This is a genomic window from uncultured Roseibium sp. (assembly GCF_947494555.1).
GTDB lineage: Bacteria > Pseudomonadota > Alphaproteobacteria > Rhizobiales > Stappiaceae > Roseibium.
In genome coordinates, this window is the sequence record NZ_CANLVF010000001.1 from 695,327 (window position 1) to 711,749 (window position 16,423).

A 16,423-nucleotide genomic window follows, 5' to 3' on the forward strand; every position below is an offset into this window, starting at 1 on the left:
AGGCAACGCTTTGCGCGCCTCCACCTTCTGAGAAATCTAGGTTGGCGCAAATAAAAACATAATTCAAACGAAATATTTTTGACGTGAATATAACATAATATTATATCTCGATCCTAAGTGGGCTCAGGAGCGGGAAAATCGGATGAAGGGGCAATTACAGCTCAGACAACTTGAGGCGCTGAGTGCGGTCGCAAAAACGGGCAGTATTTCCCGGGCTGCAGAACTCCTTTTCATCTCCCAGCCAGCCACCAGCAGGCTGCTGGCGGATCTTTCGAAACACCTGGGGTTTCCGCTTTATCATCGAAAAGACGGACAACTTGTGCTGACGTCCGAGGTGCGTCACCTGATGCCGGAAATCAGGCGCATTCTGGAATCAATGGACAATATCGCCCAGGCCGCCCGAAACATCCCGCAGGGAAGGGCCGGCCATTTGAGGATCGCCTGCCTTCCGGGTTTTGCGGTCAGCCATTTGCCCGAAGTCGTCGCCAGTTTTCTGGAGGGCCGGCCCGATGTCACGGTGACGATCGAACCGGATCGCCCCGAACGCATCCTGGAATGGATCATCGACGAACAGTATGATTGCGGCATTACCGATGGCTTCAACGGGCACCCGGCAATTGAAGAACGCAATGTTGCCATCAAGTCGGCTTGCATCTTTCCCAAAGGGCACCGACTTGAAACTCTCGACGAGATCACGCCGGCGGATCTTGCGGGCGAAAAACTTATCCACGACACCTTCGGCAGCATTTATTTCCGTGCGATCGAAGAAGCCTTTGAACGAGCCCACGTAAAGCTTGAGACCCTTATTGAGACCAGACAGTTCACGACAGCTTGCGAGCTGGTCAGTCTTGGCACTGGTGTTTCGATCGTCAGCGAACTGGACGCCCGGACATATCAAAACCGGGGCTTGAGCTATCGGCCATTCCTGCCGGATATTCCACACAAATTGTCCCTCGTGCGCCCTCTCAATCAACCGCCTTCTTTGCTGACCATGGAGTTTCTGACGCAGTTCGAGAACGGCTTGCGGTTTCTGCGCAGTGACGGGTAGCTTCGTCAAGCTGGCAGACATGCAGATGAAAGCTTGCCGGAATTGGTATGAATGCATTTTTGCCGAGAAAAGCGTGAATTTTCCGAAGCATTTTTGTCGAAATCTCAGGACGTGGGATTCTTCAATCCGTTTTGATCAAACCGGGGCCAGCGGCCCCGGTCGATCATGGGAGAAGGCGCCTCAGTCCTGCGCAATCATCTCACGCATGTTCTCGGCGAATGCACCGAGGGCTTCTTCAGCAGTCTGTTGCTCCAATACGATGCTGTCCCAAATCGCGGGTTCTTCGGAGCGGATTGCAGGCATTGCCGGTGGACGGGCGCGGGCAAAGGCGATTTCGAGTTGGTTGTTGGCCACCAGATATTCCGGATGCTCGGCAATACGCTCCTGTGCAAGTGGCGTCTCGATGGCGCCTTTGATGATCGGCAGATAGCCAGTGCGCACAAAGACGAAAGCCGAGTTTTCCGGTGTGGTGACAAAGCGGATGAATTCCCAGGCACCATCCTTCACTTCCTTGTCGGCCGAGGCGACGATGCCGAGTGTCGCACCGCCGATAGGTGCGGCGCAGACCTCTTCGCAAGGCAGCGCGGCAACGCCGAGTTCGAACGATGCGTCTGCAAGCTGGCGGGTCAGGCTGCCGGTAGAGTCGAATTCGATCGCGGCACGTCCGGTAATGAAATACTCATCGGCGAGCTTGTCGTCGAGTGCAGCTTCCTGCGACGACACCTTGTGGACATTCACCCAGTCCGCCGCCGTCTGGTAGGCCTTGACGGAACCCGGCAAATCGATCTGGACGGCATTGTCCGCCGGATCGACCCAGCCGCCCGCTGCCTGGTTGGTCATGGCCCAACGGACCCATTGCGGTGGAGGGGAAATGCCCCACTGCTTGGTTTCACCACCCTCGGATTTGGTCAGTTTCTGGCCCATATCAAGCAATTCGGCCCACGTCTTCGGCGGCTGCTCCGGATCGAGACCAGCAACCTTGAAGAGGTCCTTGTTGTAGTACATCACCGGCGTTGAAACGTTAAATGGAACCACGTAGCTCTCGCCCAGATACTTGGAGGCTTCGAGGGCAAAAGGGCGGATCTGGTTTGTCCAGTCGGTGCCTGCGGCGTCGATGTAAGGCTGCAGAGGCTCCAACGCGCCGCGGTCGGCGAAGAGGCCGTATCGGGTGATCTCCAGCATGACCAAGCCCGGTGCGGTTTTACCGGCGATCGCTGCGGTCAGCTTCTGGGTGCCTTCGGCGTATTTGCCGGTATAGACCGGAACCAATTCATAGTTGGACTGGCTTTCATTGAACTTTGTAGCCAACTCCTCAACGGCACTGCCGTTGTTGCCGGAAAATGCGTGCCAGAACTCGATTTTTGTCTGTGCAGCGGCGGCAGTAGACATCAGTCCGGCTGCCAGCGCGAAGGTGAGAATGCGCATGGAAATCTCCTTGAAGGAATGATTGCAACGCAAACAGCCTAGGGAGCCGCTGTAACGGTGATGAAACAATTATATGAAAAGAGCTTCGTAAAACTGCAAAGAACTTGTCACATGACTGTGTTTGCTAGCGGGTATGCGTCCAATCCGCCCCTACCTTTACGTTGCGCCCGCTCTGGCAGTGCTTGTCGTCTTTGTGTACTGGCCGGTTCTCTATTCGCTTTGGCTCAGTCTTTACCGCTGGGACTGGCTGATGCCGGCGCCGGAATTCGTCGGTGTGAAGAATTATTCAGTGCTTCTGAGCTCCGCTCAGTTCCAGGCGGCTCTCTGGCGCACAACCTTGTTCACGCTGGTTTCTGTGCCACCAACCCTGGCGATTGCGCTGGTCGTGGCCGTCCAGATCGCGCCGCCAACAAGGACAAACCGTCTGTTCCGTTCGATTTATTTCATGCCTACGGTCATGTCGGCGGTCGCGATCGGCGTCATGTTCGACTTCATGATGTCGACCGAGATCGGCACGTTCAACCGGGCACTTAAATGGCTCGGGCTGCCCGCCGTTCGCTGGCTGACGGATCCCGATATCGCACTCTACTCTATCGCCATGGTCGAGGTCTGGAAACAGTTCGGCTACGCAGTGGTCATTTATGCTGCAGGGATCCAGTCAATCCCTTCAGAACTTTACGAGGCCGCCCGGCTCGACGGCTCCGGACCGCGGCGTCAGTTCTTCGACATCACCTTCCCACTGGTGATGCCAACGACCTTCTTCCTCTTGATCCTCTCGGTCATAAACGGTTTTCAGGTGTTTACATTCGTGGATGTCATGACCGAAGGCGGTCCAGCCCGCGCGACCGAGGTCATTCTCTATTATCTCGTTCGCGTTGGTTTCGAGTCTGCCAATGTCGGACTTGGCTCGGCTGTTGCAATCATCCTCTTTGCAATCCTGATGGCGATCACGCTGCTGAAACTATCGACGCTCGGCCGCAAGGTGCACTATGGCTACGATTGAGATTGGAACCGAAACCGTCAAGACGGGGCGGAGGACAGTCAGCCAGACCGCCGCGTTCCGGCTGCGTGTGATATGGAGCTTGACGTTTCTGATGCTCCTTGCACTGGTCGTGCTTTACCCGCTTTGGGAAATCGTCCGTATTTCCCTGCTTCACCGGAGCGAGGTGATCCTGCCGGATGCCAGTATTTGGCCACTCGATCTCAGCGCTTACCAACGTATTGTCGATGGCTTGTCGTTCCCACGGTATTTTCTCAATTCACTGATCGTGACCACAACCGTCACCGCCGGGAACACAATGACGGCCATCCTGGCGGCCTACGCCTTTTCCAGAGCGAGTTTCAGAGGCCGCGACGTGCTTTTTCTGATCGTGATCGGAACATTGATGATCCCCAATCACATTACGCTGATCCCGAACTACCTGACTTTCGCAAGTTTCGACATGCTTGACACGTACGTCTGTCTGATCCTGCCGTTTCTGGCGTCAGGCTTTGCCGTGTTTTTCCTGCGTCAGCACATGATGACAATCCCGAAAAGCCTCGACGAGGCAGCTCGGATCGATGGTGCGTCGAGCTGGAAGATCCTTTGGGATATCGTCGTGCCGCTGTCCTTGCCGGCGATTTCTGTCGTTGCACTTTTTACGTTCATGAGCAACTGGAACGAATTCATCTGGCCGCTGCTGGCAACCACTTCCGACGACATGCGTACGGTTCAGATCGGTCTGCGCTTTCTCCTGCGTGAAGAGGGCGAGGGAGACAGTCCGGACTGGCCCCTGGTCATGGCGGGAACCATGATCACGCTGACCCCTCTTTTGCTTGCGTATGTCATCGCCGAACGCCATCTCATCCGGGGCATTACCATGGGATCACTGAAATGACGGAAATCGCCTCGCACCGGGGTGGCGCTGCGCTATGGCCCGAAAACTCCGAAACCGCGTTCCGGGAAACGGCCAAACTACCAGTCGAGCAGATTGAATTCGACGTCCAGCTTACGGCTGAGGACGTGCCGGTCATCTTTCACGACGCAACGCTCGATCGCGTCACCGACGGTGCCGGTCCAGTCGGTGAACATACGCTTTCCGAATTGAAGGCTCTGGAGATCTTCAATGGCGGCGGCAAGATCATGACGCTCGAAGAGGGGCTAGACATACTCGCCCCGAGCCATCTCACCTTGAGATGCGAAATCAAACCTGGTTTGGACATGGTTCCTTACCCTGGCATCGTCGAGAAAACGCTTGCCGCGCTCTCGGATGCTGGGTTGAGCGAACGCACCGTTGTGACATCCTTTCATCTTCCAACTCTCACTGAAGTGCGTCTTAAGGAACAGGCCTTGAAAGGCCTAATCTGGCTTGTTGCCGACCCAATCTTGCGCCTGACGTCTCCGCAGCATGTGGCCGACCTTGCGAAAGGGGCGGACGTTTTCAACGTTTCCGTCCGTCACGTCTTGTTGCGCGGTGAGGCGCTTCCCCGCTTGCGGGCATCTGGGCTCGCTGTTGGAGCTTTTGCCGTGCTTGATGACGAGGCAATCGAATGGGCATTTGGTGCCGGTGTGGACGTATTTACGACGGACAGGCCGGATGCGGCGGTGCGCATTCGTGAAAAGATTACAGGCTGATGCGCGTAAACTGGTTGTGACTGCGTAGTAAGATTGGGCAGATTGCCAAGTACCGAAGTGAGGCGAGGCTGTTCGGTCCAAAATTTAAGCCACTATGCCGGGCGGTTCTTTTCCGATCGTGATTCACAAACAAAGCAAGACGTCCCAAGGTTGCGTGCCTTTGTTGTGAAACAAGCGGCGCAATCCATTGGGAACTCTTACTTTTCCTAGCTCAGTCTTCGGAGCCGGGATCAGGCCGCCGACGGATTTTCCCGGACAGTCTCAAATTCCGCATTTTCATGCTCATTTTCGGCCTTTGGCATAAACGGAGTGGCCAGAAGAGCAAGCCCGGTCGCCACGAGGGCAAGCATGGCCAAACCGGCCATCACCATCAGGCCAAACCCGGCGAGGGCGAAGCCAACAAAAAGGGCAAGGGCAGCTGCTGCGATCGCCGTGACTTTTGCAAGAATGTCTTTCATCTATGTGGTCTCCATATTCATAATCGTCTTGATGAACCTGATATGGAGCCCGAAGTTTTCGCCCGCCTGACCCGGACTTTACAATTCTGTAAACTTCAGCGCGACGCGCAGACCCGTCGGGGCGTTTTCAGACAGGATCAGGTGAGCACTGTGTCTGTCCGCGACCGCACGCACCAGGGCCAGTCCGAGCCCGGTCCCATCGCGTTCGCGTGCGGTGTCCAGGCGAACCATCGGTTTGACGATCTCCAGGAACTGGGTCGGGTCCACGCCGTCTCCATTGTCTGCAACGCCAACCTCGCGTCCCTGCGCAAAAAGCGTGATCACCTCGCCCCCGTGAACCAACGCATTCTGAATGAGGTTCGCCATGGCTTGCACCAGCATCTGCCGATCTGCCAAGACCGTCGCAGCCGTATTCACCGACAGATCGAGACGCTTGCCGCTGTCTTCGATCACCGCTTCATAGATACCTGCAACGTCAGTCACCAGATCGCCCAGGCTAACTTTTTCGAAGCCGTCACTTCCGACCCCGGCTTCAATCCTGGCAATCCGCATAATGGTGTCGAAAATGTCGGACAGCCGTCCGGCTTCCTCCAGGGCAGCCCCGCGTTCCTCCCCTTCAGGCATCATTTCCAACCGGGCTCTGAGGCGCGCAAGCGGGGTGCGCAGATCGTGTGCGAGACTTGCACTGAGATACCGGGTCTGGCTCACCAATCGTTCCAGTTCGTCGGCGGTCCTGTCGAGCTGGCGTGCAAGATCATCCAGATCGTCCGCAGACCGCTTGTTGCCGGTGCGTGCCTTCAGGTCACCTTCCGCCAAACGGCCAAGCGTGCCGCTTATCCGGCTGAGGCGCCGCTGCGCCAACCAGCCCGCACCGAGCCCGATGATGAGTGCAACAGCCAGGACCAATCCGGCCGTGGTCCATAAAATGTTACCAAGCAGGTCCAGTGCGTCCAGGCTGTCATCGAGCGGGACGGCGATCAGAACAGGCGTGCCGCGGTTGTCTTCGGAAATCAGCACACGCCATTCTTCCGAGCGCCTGAAATCCTTTTTAAGGCCCACGGTACCGCCGCCACGCTCTGCAGCGCGGGCAAAGGCCTTGGGCAGTCCATCGAGCGCCGATACCGGCCGGATGATGACGGAGAAAGTGTCTCTGGGGACGTCGTTCGCCGCGACGGCGGCGGCCAGTCCCGCAAGCGATGTGTCAACGCGGCTCAACACGGCTTCGCGGCCCAGGATCAGTGCCACGACAATCGCAACGGCCATGCCGATTGCAAAGAGAAAGGACAACAGGAGCGTCAGCCGCAAGGTCGAGGACCGGATGAGCCAGTGGACTCGCGCCGCCAGCTTACCGACCAAAGACATAACCTTCTCCTCGCCTGGTCCTGATCAACTCTTCGCCAAACGGCTTGTCGATCTTGGCGCGCAGTCGGCTGATGTGAGTTTCAACCACGCTGGTGGTGGGATCGAAGCTCATGTCCCAAACCTGTTCCAGCAGCATTGTACGGGTCACCAGGCGGCCGGGGCGGCGCATGAAGTATTCCAGCAGCTTGAATTCCTTGGCCATAAGGTCGATTGCCTGTCCCTGGCGTTCGCATTGACGCGCAAGAAGGTCCAGGCTGAGGTCCGCATAGCGCAGGACAGTCGGCTCGTTGCTGCCTTCCGCCGTTCCTTCCCGCCTGCGTCCGAGCGCATTCACGCGTGCAGACAGCTCCACAAAGGCGAAAGGTTTGGTGAGATAATCGTCGCCTCCCGCTTCAAACCCCTCAACACGGGAATCCACTTCGCCAAGTGCAGTCAGGAAAAGTGCGGGCGTGGTGTTCTTCGAGGCGCGGAGAGATTTCAGGACCGCCAGCCCGTCGAGGCCCGGCACCATGCGGTCGAGGATCAGAAGGTCATACTCCTGGCCCATGGATGCCAGCAGCGCTTCCTTGCCGTCCGTGAAATGATCGACGACATGACCTTCCTCGCGCAGGCCTCCGGCGACCCATGGTCCAAGGTCGCGATCATCTTCAAGAAGCAGTATGCGCATGTCACCCCATAGGCTGGATTCGGTTGAGGAAAAAGGCCACCGTTGCCGGCAGCCCATTCTGATCTATCCGGATTTAGCCTCGCCCGGCTGATTTTTTGTCGTCACGGTCAGCGCCGTCCTCCTCGACCTTCAGCACGGCGCCGGTTTCAGCGTCGATCTCGACTTCCATCTCTAGTCCATCGGCGGTCAGGATTTCAATCTCGTAGATCAGCTTGCCATCCTCACGATCCAGTTCAGTTTCCTGAACCGTGCCTGGAACTTCGGTCAGCGCTCTCTCGACGGCGCCGGCTTCGTCCAGCCCCGGCGACATGGGCGTGGACTGTGCGGCAATGGTGCCGCTTGCACCCAGGACCAGAAGTACGCCGGCCACTGCACTGCCCAAGATCAGTTTCTTATCCATCATGTGTCTCCATCTCTGCGTTACTGAAAGGCACCGTGCCTTTCGGTGAAGCAAAGATGGGTCATGCAGTTTACGGTCCCCTGCGGTGAACTTTACAATTCTGTAAAGGTAAAATGCGGAGGAGTTGGATAATCGCGGAAACGGTCATTCGCTCGTAAACGCGAAAAAATGCAGGCCCCTCGCGGCGCTGACCTCCAAACTCAATTGATACCGTTGTTGACCAGGCGGTCGTGGCGAGCACCGTGATACGCCTTGTGGGACTCGATCGCCTTGGCCAGTTTCTCAAGATTGCTTTGCGGAATTGCCATCCTGGCCAGGACGTAGAGCGCGCATGTCGTGGCTTCCTTGAAGATTCCAGATTTCAGGACAAGCTCGCCACTTAAGAGTCTTCCGGCAAGTTCGGAGTAGAGCGCTGCTGCAATATAGGCAATGATCTCGTTGAAGAGGTGATTACGGGCCGCCTTTGTCATGTCGAGAACGGCATGGGTCAGCTCATGCAGCATGACCTGCCGAACGGCCTCAACATTGGCCAGCTCATCTTTTTTCAGCAGAACGACCGTGTTCGCTTTGATCGTTACGCCTGAGAACTTCCTGGTGTTTGCGATATATACTGCGGTCGCCGGATGTTTTTCCCGCTTGAGATAAGTGAACTTTATCTTGCCGTCTGAAATCTTCTGATTGAGCTCAAAGCCGTAGTAAAAGAACGACAGCATCTTGAAACTGAGTTCCCTGGATTTCGGCGTCGGGCGCCATTTGACCTCCCAGTCCCTGTTGAAAATCGGACTGCCTGGGCCGATTACGTCGAGCGCTATTTCCTTCAGTCTTTGAGCCGGGTCACCCGTAGCGCCTGGCGAGGTGGGTGGAATTGCAGGGGGTGGTGAAAAGCCGGCAGGTACAACAGAAAAGGCAGTATCGAATTTTTCGACCGACTTGAAACCGACCACGCTGTCATCGACCAGGTCGAGTTTCGATTGCAGTTTTGCCACTGCGGCGCTTGTTTCATCGCCGAAAATGCCGTCAGGTGCGCCGAATTTCGAGGTGGACATCGGCAGTTGATAACCTGAATCGAGCAATCCCTGCTGCAGAAGACGGACAGGGTAGCCTTTTGCGCCGAAGCGCATGGCCGCGGCATTTTGGGCGATTACCTTGAAATGCGGATCGTTCTGGAAGTGGTGGCTCGAAAACATATGCTCGTCCTTTCTCGGCTAATCTCCAGGGACAAGTCCGTGTGGAGCGCGCTGGCCAGCCTGCTGAAATGAGCAGAGACCTTTGTCGCGGCCGGGCGCTCTCCAACCTTCGATCAACTCGGGCCGAAAGGGCTGCGAGCTGCATTGATTGTATTGTCTTCGTATTTCGCGCGTGACGAAGTGATGCCTGTCACAAACTTTCTTCCCTCGCGTAATTTTAGGTAACGTCGCGTTCCTTCCTGATGGTCCGCTAATGGTGCGGGACAAGAGGGCAGCTATGAAATCACGGAGCTGGACATGCAATCACTGGCCTTCGATTGCGATTGACCTAGGTACGGTCTTCGGGCCAACCTTCCAGTTCCCGGTGTCGGTGCGATTTGCGCGGAAACTGTTGCAAAATGGCTGTCCCATGATAGCTGGAATCGACTATCGCTGTGGAGGCAGCCAGGAAAGGGTGTTCCCGCAGGCTGCGAATGAGCGGCGTCCTGGAGGAAAGAGTGACGACAAATGACCGGCCATGGACTGCGTTTTACGGGCCTGAGATGCGCGCTGATATCGAGAAGGCCTCATACAGGACCATCCCCGATCTGATCCGATCCGCTTCCGGCACCTACGGCAAAGCTCCTGCCTTCACGACAGTCATGCACAACGGAATGAACGGCACGCTCACCTTTGAACAGGTGGACGAGATGTCCGATGCCTTTGCGGTTTATCTGCGCGAGGTTGCCGGTCTGGTGAAGGGGGACCGGGTCGCGGTTCAACTGCCCAACAGCCTGACCTTTCCAGTCGCCGCCTTCGGCATCCTCAAGGCGGGCTGTGTTCTGGTCAACGTCAATCCGCTCTATACGGCCGAGGAAATGGCGCGCCAGTTCCAGGACGCTGAACCCAAGGCTCTCGTGATCGTGGACATGTTCGCCGACAAGATTCCGGCGGCAACGCGCGGTCATCCGATCCCCAACATCATTGTCACAAGGGTGGCGGAGTTTCTGCCCGTTCTTCCACGCGGTGTTATCGGTCTGGTGCAGAAATACTGGGACCGCTCGGTCAGACCCATCGATGTGCCGCACACGCGATTTCCCGAGGCACTCGATTCGGGGCGGGCGCAACTCGCGGGCAAACGCATTGAGGTTGATGCATATCACCAGCACGTTGAGCCGAATGATCTGGCATGCCTGCAATATACGGGCGGGACGACCGGTGTTGCCAAGGGCGCGATGCTGAGCCATGAAAATCTTCTCATCAACATGGAGCAGACGCTGGAGATGATCCCTGTCTTCGAACGGGGAAAGGAAGTCGCACTGACCGCGCTGCCTATGTATCACATATTTGCTTTCACCCTGAACCTGCTGGCATTTTACTGGATCGGCGGGCGCAATATCCTCATTCCCAATCCGAGGCCGCTCACCAACCTGAAACGGGCGTTCGAGAATTACCGGATCACATGGATGAGCGGGGTAAACACGCTTTTCAATGGGCTGAGCAACGAACTCTGGTTCCGCGACAGCCCCCCGAAATATCTGAAACTCGCCTCCGCTGGAGGGATGGCGCTTCAGATCGAGGTGGCAAGGCGCTGGGAAGAGGTGACCCGCAAGCCTGTCGTCCAAGGCTACGGACTGACAGAGACCTCGCCGGTGCTGTCCTTCAACCCCGTCGGCAAGGCGAGGGAAGGGGCGATCGGAATTCCGCTTCCCTCCACGTTCATGCGCTGCGAAGACGATGACGGTAATGTCATGCCAATAGGAGAGCGTGGCGAGATCACCGTCAGGGGCCCCCAGGTCATGTCCGGGTACTGGGAGAACCCGGAGGAAACGGAAGCTGTCTTCCGCGACGGCTGGTTCCTGACCGGCGATATCGGCGTTATGGATGAAGACGGCTACTTCACCATTGTCGACCGGAAGAAGGACATGGTTGTGGTGTCTGGTTTCAATGTCTATCCGAACGAGATCGAAGAGTGTCTCACCTCCCATCCGGGCATCTTCGAAGCAGCCGTGATCGGTGTCCCGAACGAAGCGACAGGAGAGGCGGTCAAGGCATTCGTCGTTCTCACCGACAAGAGCCTCTCGCAATCCGATATCCGCACGTTCTGCAAAAAACATCTGACGGCCTACAAGGTACCCAAGGAGGTGGATATCCGGGACCGACTGCCCAAATCCATAGTCGGAAAGATCCTTCGAAAAGACCTGCGCGCCGAAGATGTGCGCACCAGCGGGGTGGAGTGAGCCATGGTCGGACCGCTTGAACAGGCACTCCTGGCGGCGATGATCTTTGTCATCATGCTGGGCATGGGGGCGTCGCTGACGCCCCGGGACTTCCTGCTCGCGTTGCGCCGGCCCTACGGGCTCGGTATCGGCGTGGTGTCGCAATTCGGCTTCATGCCGCTGATCGGTTTTCTGATGACCATTGCCCTTGCGCTGCCGGCGCCGATCGCTGTCGGTTTGCTGATCGTTTCCTGCATGCCGGGGGGGACGACCTCGAACATCTTCACCTATTTCTCAAAGGGCAACCTGGCGCTTTCTGTTCTGATGACAGTGACATCGACCATTTTCGGCGTCGTGCTGATCCCGTTGGTGCTGCTTATTTATGCCTCAGCGCTCGATCTGGAGATCCCACGCGAGAACATTATTGCGACACTGGTCATTCTGCTTGTGCCCGTCGCCATCGGAATGACCCTCAGGCGGGTCAATGCGAATGCGGGTGCAGTAACGGAGTTCTTCGGGTCGATTCTGGCGCTGGTCTTTATTGCGTTCATCGCGATTTCCTGGATCCCGCGCAACTGGCAGTTCCTGATGACGACTGCGCCATCGACCTATTTCGTCGCGATCATGCTTGGCGTTTTCGGAATTGCGATCGGGTATCTGTTTGCGCGCGCTCTCAAGCTGCATCCGCGCAATGCGCGGACCGTGGCTCTGGAAACCGGGATCCAGAACGCACCACTGGGCGTTGCCATCATCGTGCTCACATTTCCCGGCGAACAGCAGCAGTCGATCATGGCAGTCGCTGCGCTTTACTCCCTCTTCATCGTGATCACATCGACACTGGTGACGCTGATCTTCCGGCGTGCAAACACAGCCGCGGAACAGAAGATGGCCGACAGCTTGCTTTGAAAAGAGGGAAAAACAAGGCCACGCTGCGCGGGCAGCGTGGCTTGCAATGCTCGTTAAGTTGGGACGCAGATCAAAGGAAGCTGAACTCGTCCGGGACTTCCGGGGTCTGGAAGGCGAAGACGCTTTCGGCCAGATCACCTGCCGTGCCGATGGCACCGCCGACCAGAGGCAGGCTGGAGCCGGCATCAACGATGGTATCCATCCAGCCGTCAAAGGCGTTGGCGAATGCAAGCTCCGTTGCGCTTTGAGCGCTCATTGCACCGAAATATCCGTCAAAGTCGATCAGACCTGAATTTGCGTCGTCGAAGGTCTCTTCAAAGTTATCGAGAGCCTCGATGCCGGTCTGACCTGAACGGTCGGCCCAAGTGAAGACGAAGAGCCCGTCGTCGAAGGCAGCACCGATGTCGATGTCCTGTGTGCCGTTTTCGCCGACGATGCGAAGGGTTTCCACCTTGGTGGCTTCCTCGTGCATGTTCTTGATCCGAACGCTGCCGCCGTCGCCCTCGATTACCAGGTCCTTGCCGCCTTCGACGAAGAAGCGAAGATCACTGGCATCCATTTCACCCGCATTGCGCAGTTCCAGAACATCCGTGCCGCCGCCGCCGCCGGAGATGGCGTCCAGCTTGTCGCTGGCAAGTCCAACGAAGTCGCCGAGTTCGCGCGCCGCGTCGAGGCCAGCCTCGTCGACATCCATCTCACCGGTCGAACCGAAGGTGAAGAGGTAGGTGTCGTCGCCCAGGCCGCCGACAGCGTCGCCGCCTGCTTCACCGCCGGTGATGAAGTCATTGCCGTCACCGCCGAAATACTGCGTGCTGGAATAATCGAAGAGCGAGGCGATCGTGTCGTGAATGCCTTCGACAGCTTCCTTGGCCTCGTCGACGACCTCGCCAACTGCCTCGGCAATGTCGTCCAGCGGGTTGACGTCATCCAGGAACGCCTTGACGCTGTCCACCTTGCCGTTGATGTCTGACAGTGTGTCGCCGATCGACAAATCGAAGGGCAGCAGGGAGGACGCATCGGAACCGTCGCCCGATCCGAAGTCCGGCAACTGCGGGAACACGGCCGACCAGAACAGGTCGGAGAACGCGCCGGTGTCGATCAGCCAGTCGCCGCCGTCCTGACCGAAGACGAAGTTGGTCTTTTCACCGGTCATCATCATCAGGTCGTCGCCGGTGCCGCCGAAGGAGAAGTTGAAGGATCCGCCTCCAAGGAAGATATCGTTGCCTTGCTCGCCCATCTGGAAGCCGAGATCGCCGCCGGTGTTGAAGAGGTCGCCGCCGTCTCCGCCGAACTGCAGATTCAGCGAAGGTGCGTTTTCCTTCATTTTCTCCGTGAGGCTCTGCTTTTTGGTGTCATCGGAACCGGTGTTTTCGGTCGTGGTCGAGGTCGCTTCCGTGTCGCTGTTTTGCTCGTCCTTGTTTTCGTCCGCCTTTTCGGCAGCCTTTTCCTTGAAGTGATCTATAAAGGCCTTGAAGGGGTCGGCTTCGCCGTCACCGCCACGGGTGATCATGAAGTCGGTCGCATCGCCGCCGAACTGAAGCTGGACACCGGCATCCTTGCCGCGTTCCATCGCGATCATGACATCGGTGTCACCGCCGCCTTCCTGGACGTTGACCCGGCCGAGACCGATCATCAGGTCGGTGCCGTCGCCGCCGGACTGCAGGTTGCCCTTGCCGCCGCCCAGAAGAACGTCGGTGCCGCCACCGCCAGCCTGGATATTGCCCTTGCCGGCACCGATGGCAATGTCTGTCTCTGCGCCGCCGAGCTGGATGTTGAGCTCACCGCCTGCCAGCATGACATTGGTGCCGTCTGAGCCCGTCGAATTGGCGTAGTCGGCCAGCTTGTCCTTGGCCGCGTCGAGATCGAACCCGGCGAGGTCGACACCATCCGGGATGGTTGACCAGAGCTCCGCACCGAACTGGACGTTGCCCTTACCGGCGCCGATCAGCCAGTCGTTGCCTGTTCCACCGATCTGGATGTTGGCGCCGCCACCGGCAACGAGGATGTCGGCATCGTTGCCACCATACTGCACGTTGGTGCTGCCGACAGCGACAGCCAGATCTTCACCGTCACCGCCGACCTGAACGTTCAGGCTGCCGACGGCGAACATCTTGTCCTTGCCGTCCTGGCCGAGCTGGACGTTGGTCTGACCGGCGGCCAGCAGAAGGTCGTCGCCATTACCGCCAGACTGGATGTTGAGGTTGCCGATGCCGACCATGGTGTCATTGCCGTCGCCGCCCCACTGAAGGTTGGCATTGCTGACAGCGACCATCGTGTCATCACCCGCTTCGCCGCTCTGGCTGGTCGCCAGAAGCGCGCTGGCAATCATCTTGTCGTTGCCGGTCCCGCCGAACATGACATTGACACCGCCGGCGCTGATCATCGTGTCGTCACCCGCATCGCCGAAGACCGTGTTGACGCCGCCAACGGCGGTGATCGTGTCGTTGCCTTCATTGCCCCTGAGGACGTTGGTGCCGCCGATGCCCTTGATGTTGTCGTCGCCGGTGCCGCCATGCACATTGTTGACGCCGCCGATGGCCTCGATCGTGTCATTGCCGCTTTCGCCGTAGATGTTGTTGAGTGCGCCGCGCCCCTTGATGACGTCGTTGCCGCTGCCGCCGCGCATGTTGTTGACCGCACCCCAGCCTTCCAGGTAGTCGTTGCCGCTGCCGCCATACATGTCGTTATGCGCGCCGTAGCCGTAAAGCTTGTCGTTGTGCGCACCGCCGTCCATCTTGTTGGATGCGCCGTAGCCGTAAAGCTTGTCGTCGTGGTTGCCGCCATACATTTCGTTGCGAGCGCCATGGCCGTAAATGCGGTCGTTGTGGTCGCCGCCGCTCATGTAGTTGTAAGCGCCGGTACCCTTCATGTAGTCGTGGCCGCTGCCGCCCCACATCTTGTTCTTCGCACCGTAACCGTACATGGAATCGTTGCCCGAGCCGCCGGACATGGAATTGTAAGCTCCGTAGCCGTACATCCTGTCGTGGCCCGAGCCGCCATAGAGATAGTTGGAAGCGCCCCATGCCTTGATGAGGTCGTTGCCCGAGCCGCCGTCGAGTTTGTTCCAGCCGCCGTAGCCATAGACCGTGTCATTGCCGGAGCCGCCGAGAAGGTGGTTTTTCGCGGCATAGCCATACATCTTGTCGTTGCCGCTGCCAGCGTTTTTGTAAACGCTGATGCCATAAAGCTTATAGGTCTGGTGGATTGATTTTTTTGAACTACCCATGGGTCTAATTCCTTGTCCAAGCTATTGTTAAAACGAATTATTTTTTGATAATCACGCGGCGATCCGGGAGGAGGGAGCAACCTTCTGTCCGTCAGCGGTCAAGCCGGCGAACTGGACGATCCGGCGGGGACGGCCATCGGCCGCACGGCGCACGGCTTTGAAGGCGATGCCGGGAAAAACCGTGCGCACCAGATCTCTTGATGCGGCAAAGCCGTCTCCGAAGGGTGCGACCATATCCATGACCACGGGCCGGTTTCCGGTTGCCCAGCAATCGGGTGGCAGAGGCGCGTCTTCTTCCAGAACTGCCTTTTCCGTGTCCGCATCGAGATAGGCCCAAGTCGCCAGGGCGACCGCGACGCCTTGCCGGCGCCAGATTCGGAACTGACCGATGCGCATTGGGGGAAGAACCAGTTCGCCGAACTCGTCAATGCTCCGCGATCTGTAAAGGTCGCACTGAGCCATGAGTGCAAGACTTTCGCCAAGCACCGTAAAGTCCGGCAGGGATTCTGTTCCGGTATGCGTTGTCTGATTCATTTTCAATGTCCCTCTCTTGGCCGCGAACCTTTAACCAAAAGGCCGCACGTCTCCCTTCCGGCGGATCATTACGATCTGCCGGCCGATGTTCGCGATGCAGTGCGGTGAAGCCCGCATCACTCTCAAGTCACACGCAAAACTGCTGCGGCATGAACGCCGCCACGTCACTCACAATGCCGTCTGTGCGGCTGGTCTGGTTTTATGAGGGGGAGGTGCCGAATGATCGCATCCGGTAAGTGTATTTTAAGCCCCCGTCGCTTGATGATGCGTCCTGGCACCATTCCCTCGCGACAAGTTGACCTTGGGGCATTTTTGTATCAATTGTAGTGACGCGCGTCACTAAAGATTTATTCTGGTTAAATTAGAGCGTGATTGAAATCACAAAAGAATTATTTTCG

Annotated in this window: 14 protein-coding genes; 6 read left to right on the forward strand and 8 right to left on the reverse strand. The window is 57.6% G+C overall.

Features of this window, described 5'->3' with window-relative positions:
* The first annotated feature begins 142 nt into the window (after window positions 1-142).
* Window positions 143-1,048 carry a LysR substrate-binding domain-containing protein gene (locus Q0915_RS03105; RefSeq protein WP_299473144.1) on the forward strand — a complete coding sequence of 302 codons (906 nt, stop codon included), beginning with the start codon at window positions 143-145 and terminating at the stop codon, window positions 1,046-1,048.
* Between the two features lie 180 nt (window positions 1,049-1,228).
* On the opposite strand, the gene Q0915_RS03110 is transcribed toward Q0915_RS03105, so the two are convergent.
* Window positions 1,229-2,473 carry an ABC transporter substrate-binding protein gene (locus tag Q0915_RS03110; RefSeq protein WP_299473146.1) on the reverse strand — a complete coding sequence of 415 codons (1,245 nt, stop codon included), beginning with the start codon at window positions 2,471-2,473 and terminating at the stop codon, window positions 1,229-1,231.
* A gap of 133 nt (window positions 2,474-2,606) precedes the next feature.
* Between Q0915_RS03110 and Q0915_RS03115 the strand changes: the two genes are divergently transcribed.
* Genes Q0915_RS03115 through Q0915_RS03125 form a run of 3 tightly spaced genes read left to right on the forward strand, consistent with a single transcriptional unit; the run spans window position 2,607 to window position 5,087 of the window.
* Window positions 2,607-3,476: a sugar ABC transporter permease gene (locus Q0915_RS03115; RefSeq protein WP_299473148.1), complete on the forward strand. Its 870-nt coding sequence runs from the start codon at window positions 2,607-2,609 to the stop codon at window positions 3,474-3,476.
* On the forward strand, window positions 3,463-4,350 hold the full coding sequence (locus Q0915_RS03120; RefSeq protein WP_299473150.1) for a carbohydrate ABC transporter permease: 888 nt from the start codon (window positions 3,463-3,465) through the stop codon (window positions 4,348-4,350). The genes Q0915_RS03115 and Q0915_RS03120 overlap by 14 nt, the downstream gene beginning before the upstream one ends.
* Entirely contained in the window at window positions 4,347-5,087 is a 741-nt protein-coding gene (locus Q0915_RS03125; RefSeq protein ID WP_299473152.1) for a glycerophosphodiester phosphodiesterase family protein, read from the forward strand. Before Q0915_RS03120 ends, Q0915_RS03125 begins: the two co-directional genes overlap by 4 nt.
* Window positions 5,088-5,317: 230 nt before the next feature.
* Here Q0915_RS03125 and Q0915_RS03130 read toward each other — a convergent pair whose 3' ends face one another.
* The 5 genes from Q0915_RS03130 to Q0915_RS03150 all read right to left on the reverse strand — a co-directional run bounded on the left by Q0915_RS03130 (window position 5,318) and on the right by Q0915_RS03150 (window position 9,161).
* Window positions 5,318-5,545: a hypothetical protein gene (locus tag Q0915_RS03130; RefSeq protein ID WP_299473154.1), complete on the reverse strand. Its 228-nt coding sequence runs from the start codon at window positions 5,543-5,545 to the stop codon at window positions 5,318-5,320.
* Between the two features lie 78 nt (window positions 5,546-5,623).
* Complete coding sequence (locus Q0915_RS03135) at window positions 5,624-6,907, reverse strand: HAMP domain-containing sensor histidine kinase (protein WP_299473156.1); 1,284 nt, start codon at window positions 6,905-6,907, stop codon at window positions 5,624-5,626.
* Window positions 6,891-7,574 (reverse strand): response regulator transcription factor, encoded by a 684-nt coding sequence (locus Q0915_RS03140; protein ID WP_299473158.1) that lies wholly within the window; start codon window positions 7,572-7,574, stop codon window positions 6,891-6,893. Before Q0915_RS03140 ends, Q0915_RS03135 begins: the two co-directional genes overlap by 17 nt.
* A gap of 73 nt (window positions 7,575-7,647) precedes the next feature.
* Window positions 7,648-7,974 carry a PepSY domain-containing protein gene (locus tag Q0915_RS03145; protein WP_299473160.1) on the reverse strand — a complete coding sequence of 109 codons (327 nt, stop codon included), beginning with the start codon at window positions 7,972-7,974 and terminating at the stop codon, window positions 7,648-7,650.
* Window positions 7,975-8,174: 200 nt separating this feature from the next.
* Complete coding sequence (locus tag Q0915_RS03150; protein WP_299473162.1) at window positions 8,175-9,161, reverse strand: peptidoglycan-binding domain-containing protein; 987 nt, start codon at window positions 9,159-9,161, stop codon at window positions 8,175-8,177.
* A gap of 497 nt (window positions 9,162-9,658) precedes the next feature.
* Here Q0915_RS03150 and Q0915_RS03155 point away from each other — a divergent pair, with 497 nt between their 5' ends.
* Together Q0915_RS03155 and Q0915_RS03160 are read left to right on the forward strand one after the other, a co-directional pair.
* The gene (locus Q0915_RS03155; protein WP_299473164.1) at window positions 9,659-11,380 is read left to right on the forward strand and encodes an AMP-binding protein; all 1,722 of its coding nucleotides are present in this window, start codon (window positions 9,659-9,661) and stop codon (window positions 11,378-11,380) included.
* A 3-nt stretch (window positions 11,381-11,383) separates the two neighbouring features.
* A complete protein-coding gene (locus Q0915_RS03160; protein ID WP_299473166.1) occupies window positions 11,384-12,265 on the forward strand; it encodes a bile acid:sodium symporter in 882 nt (293 codons plus the stop codon).
* 70 nt (window positions 12,266-12,335) lie between these two features.
* On the opposite strand, the gene Q0915_RS03165 is transcribed toward Q0915_RS03160, so the two are convergent.
* Window positions 12,336-15,491 (reverse strand): calcium-binding protein, encoded by a 3,156-nt coding sequence (locus tag Q0915_RS03165; protein ID WP_299473168.1) that lies wholly within the window; start codon window positions 15,489-15,491, stop codon window positions 12,336-12,338.
* Window positions 15,492-15,542: 51 nt separating this feature from the next.
* A complete protein-coding gene (locus tag Q0915_RS03170) occupies window positions 15,543-16,025 on the reverse strand; it encodes a toxin-activating lysine-acyltransferase (RefSeq protein WP_299473169.1) in 483 nt (160 codons plus the stop codon).
* Between the last annotated feature and the right edge of the window lie 398 nt (window positions 16,026-16,423).